Here is a 3,526-nt window from a genome sequence, read left to right as displayed (position 1 = left end):
GACGAGCCTCCCCGTGTTCCACGACGTGGCCGTCAACGAACGTGGCCTCTCGTATCCGAATCTTGTCCGACTCATGTGCCGCAATCCGGCACAGACGTTCGGCTTACCGCGGAAGGGGCGGATCGAACCCGGTGCCGACGCCGATATCGTCATCTTCGATCCGGATGAGACGTACACCATCACGGCGGAGCGGAACCACTCGAATGCGGACTACTCTGTGTACGAAGGCCGGACGGTGACAGGTCGAGTGAAACAGAGCTTCGTGCGAGGGACGCTCGTCGCCGACGACGGCGATATCGTCGCGAACCCCGGCCACGGGACCTTCTTGCGGCGTGAGGTGCCGGACTGGGGGTAAGTGGCGACGGAACTTTTATTTCGCGTACTGTCGTTGAAGTCGACGTGACACAACTAGAATTCGATGTCGATGGCCGTGTGTTCACAGCCGACTTGCTCGAGGATGAGGCACCTCGATCGGTCGAAGCACTCCGGGAATTCCTCCCGCTCGAATCGGAACTGATGCACGTCCGCTGGAGCGGACACGCGACGTGGATCAATATCGACGAAATCGAACTCCCGGAGATTCCACGCGAGAATCACACAGTCTACCCGTCTCGGGGCGATATCCTGCTTTATCCAGGGTACCGGAACGAACAGGAAATTCTCATTCCCTGTGGCCCGACGTGTTTCAAGAGCCCCGCAGGAGAGCTCGCCGGCAACCACATCGCATGCCTTGACGCATCCCGAGAGGAACTCCGTGAGATCGAAGAAGAGACGCTACAGACCGGCGCGAAGGACATCGTCGTCAGAGAGCGATAGGCCGATGGCCGCTCAGATTCGCTATGGTCCAGACGCCGAGAGCGGCGCGTATCGGCCTGCAGAAGCACTGATATACTGGTATATTAAGCTTAGAGCATTCTTAAGAGGTGATAGAGCATGGGCAGCATGAAATCGGAACAACACTGTGTAAGCGAGGAGCGTCTCCGCGAGGATATCACAGCCAACGCGGAGTTTGGTGCCATTCAGACAGAGTTGGGGCAGGGACGAACCGTCCTAACCGGCACGGACGCGAACCGGCAGGCACGGGAGTATCTGGTCGATCGATTCGACGACGCCGGTCTCGACGTTCGTGTCGACGCCGTCGGTAATATCACCGGTCGGTGGGTACCCGAAGAGGCCGATCCGGCGGCTCGGTCGGTGGCGTGTGGGAGTCACCTCGATTCCGTGCCCGAAGGGGGCATCTTCGATGGAGTTCTCGGCGTCTACAGCGGATTGGAGGCCGTGCGAGCACTGCAGGCAGCCGACGTTGAGATCAACCGACCGATCGAAATCGTCTGTTTCACCGAGGAAGAGGGTGCGCGGTTCTCCAACGGCGTCCTCGGCTCGTCGGTCGCGAGCGGGAAGCGGAGCGTCGAAGAGGCCCTTGCACTCGAAGACGACGCAGGCGTGAGTCTCGAAGCGGCGCTTTCCGACATCGGCTTCCGAGGCACCGGCCGCATTGACGCGAGCACGTGGGATTCGTGGCTCGAACTCCACGTTGAACAGGGGGAGCGTCTTCAAGAGGCGGACGCGGCCGTCGGCATCGTCTCGGTGATAACGGGCACCATCCGATGTGAAGTCGAAATCGAAGGTGAGGCGAACCACTCCGGATCGACGGCGATGGCCGAACGGACGGACGCGCTGACCGCCGCGAGCGAACTCGTCCTTGAGGTGGAACATGTGACGAACGACGTCGCCGCCGAGGAGGGTGACACCGTCGTCGGGACGGTCGGGAGTCTCGACGTCTGGCCCAACGCCATCAACGTCGTCCCGGGGCGCGCGGAACTGGGAATCGATGTCCGCGACGTCGAGTACGAGAATATGGAACGAATCATCAAACGCGTCCAAAACCATCTCTCGACGCTCGAAAGCGACCGCAGCGTCGAGACGATGCTCGAACGACCATATGACATCGCGCCGAGCACGATGAGCGAGCGGTGTACGGCCGCGCTTCGAGACGCGGCGGCTGTAGCTGATGCGGATTCCCTGTGCATGCACTCCGGTGCAGGCCACGACACGATGCACATCGCGAGTGTCACGGACACGGGACTGCTGTTCGCACCGTCCCGCGGCGGGTTCTCGCATAGCCCCCGCGAATGGACGGACTGGAGCAGTTGTGCGACGGCTACGAGGGTGTTGACGGCCGGATTGGGGGAGCTGGCGCGCTAATGAGATTCGATAGTGAGCGACGACGGTGTTTGACCTATGAAAACGAACGTAGCCAGTAAATATTCAGGCAGTTAGGGTTTCGAACCGGTGCCGTGGGTCGCCATATTGATGTTCACCTCAATGACGTTGGCCGCGCGTTGGACCTGCTCGGGTAGATCCCCGTTGAACGGCGTTCCTTTCAGTCGACTGGTCGGGCCAGCGATGCTCAACGAGCCAAGGACGGTTTCCTCGTGGTCAATAACCGGCGCTCCGACAGCACGAAGACCCTCCACCTCCTCTTCATCGTTGTACGCGTAGCCCCGTTCGCGGATCGTCGCCAGTTCGTCGTGTATTGCCTCCAGGTCGGTGATGGTGTTTGCCGTCCGTTCCTAGAGCCCGTGCTGTTCGAGGATCTCGTCGACGGGGTCTTCGGGAAGAAAGGCTAGAATTGCCTCTCCCGTCGCCATACAGTGGAGTTGGTCTGGTTGGTGGAGTTTGTCCGTCTGGTAGCCGCTCCCGACGGCGTCGCTCCCGCAGACCTTGTACAAGTTGATCCCTTTGCCGTGCTGTTCGGTGAAGAGGTTCGCATACTCGCCGGTCATCTCGGCGAGCTCATCAACTTCCTCCTTGCCGTAGCGACACAAGGTGTTGCGGTTTCGGACGTACTCGCCGGACAGAAGGAATTGCAGACCGATTTCGTACTGATCGTCGTTCTTGACGATCCAGTCTTTCTCCCGAAGCGTCGCCAAGTAGTGGTATGTCGAACTCTTCGACATCCCGACGTGAGCAGCCAGTTCGGTGACACCCGCACCGTCGAGTGTTTCGAGTGCTTTGATTATTTGAGCGGTTCGCTCAACCGTTTTCAACGTACGCGGTGATTCTTTTTTTCTTCGATTCTATCGTCATGTTCTGACACAGTACATTCTACCACTTAATCGTTCACATACTCCAAACGTAGACTGTAGTAGATTCTGTGTATCAGCGGGTTATTGGAAGAAAGATCACTCGAAAACTCAAGTCTTGGTGGAAGAATGTTTGCTTGTCTAATTATTATCTCTACCGCCTGAGATCGATACGTCGGGGCGTTTTTGATATGGAAACAAATGAACCCATACGCGAAGAAAAATAACAGAGATAACATGCAGTTCGAGCCAGGAGTCCAACTTACTCGCATCCAGTCACTCACTGCCTCGAAATCCAATGTCCTCGAGCGGGGATTCGAGCGTGACTCCTTCGACATCTTCGAGTGTGAGTGCCGCTTCAACAGTCCAATGTTGCTTACGACGGAGGATCCGAGCACGCCGTTCGAGAATCTCGCTCCCTCTTCTGCGGTGAAACAGAC

At 58.2% G+C, this 3,526-nt stretch carries 4 protein-coding genes and 1 pseudogene; 4 read left to right on the top strand and 1 reads right to left on the bottom strand.

The window, feature by feature from the left end; all coding sequences use genetic code 11:
• The 3 genes from DJ74_RS11560 to DJ74_RS11550 all read left to right on the top strand — a co-directional run.
• Nucleotides 1-355: amidohydrolase family protein (locus DJ74_RS11560; RefSeq protein ID WP_141212701.1), on the top strand; the 355-nt coding region annotated here is incomplete at its 5' end.
• Nucleotides 356-399: 44 nt separating this feature from the next.
• A complete protein-coding gene (locus DJ74_RS11555) occupies nucleotides 400-816 on the top strand; it encodes a DUF3830 family protein (RefSeq protein ID WP_094524395.1) in 417 nt (138 codons plus the stop codon).
• A gap of 126 nt (nucleotides 817-942) precedes the next feature.
• On the top strand, nucleotides 943-2,205 hold the full coding sequence (locus DJ74_RS11550; RefSeq protein ID WP_094527340.1) for a Zn-dependent hydrolase: 1,263 nt from the start codon (nucleotides 943-945) through the stop codon (nucleotides 2,203-2,205).
• A gap of 71 nt (nucleotides 2,206-2,276) precedes the next feature.
• Here the strand turns inward: DJ74_RS11550 and DJ74_RS11545 are convergent.
• Nucleotides 2,277-3,050 (bottom strand): annotated as a pseudogene (locus tag DJ74_RS11545) (IclR family transcriptional regulator).
• A gap of 273 nt (nucleotides 3,051-3,323) precedes the next feature.
• Between DJ74_RS11545 and DJ74_RS19415 the strand changes: the two are divergent.
• Nucleotides 3,324-3,526: hypothetical protein (locus DJ74_RS19415; RefSeq protein ID WP_217900326.1), on the top strand; the 203-nt coding region annotated here is incomplete at its 3' end.

The organism is Halorubrum sp. Ea8, from assembly GCF_002252925.1.
Classification (GTDB): Archaea; Halobacteriota; Halobacteria; order Halobacteriales; family Haloferacaceae; genus Halorubrum.
This window is presented reverse-complemented; position numbering and strand designations above follow the sequence as displayed.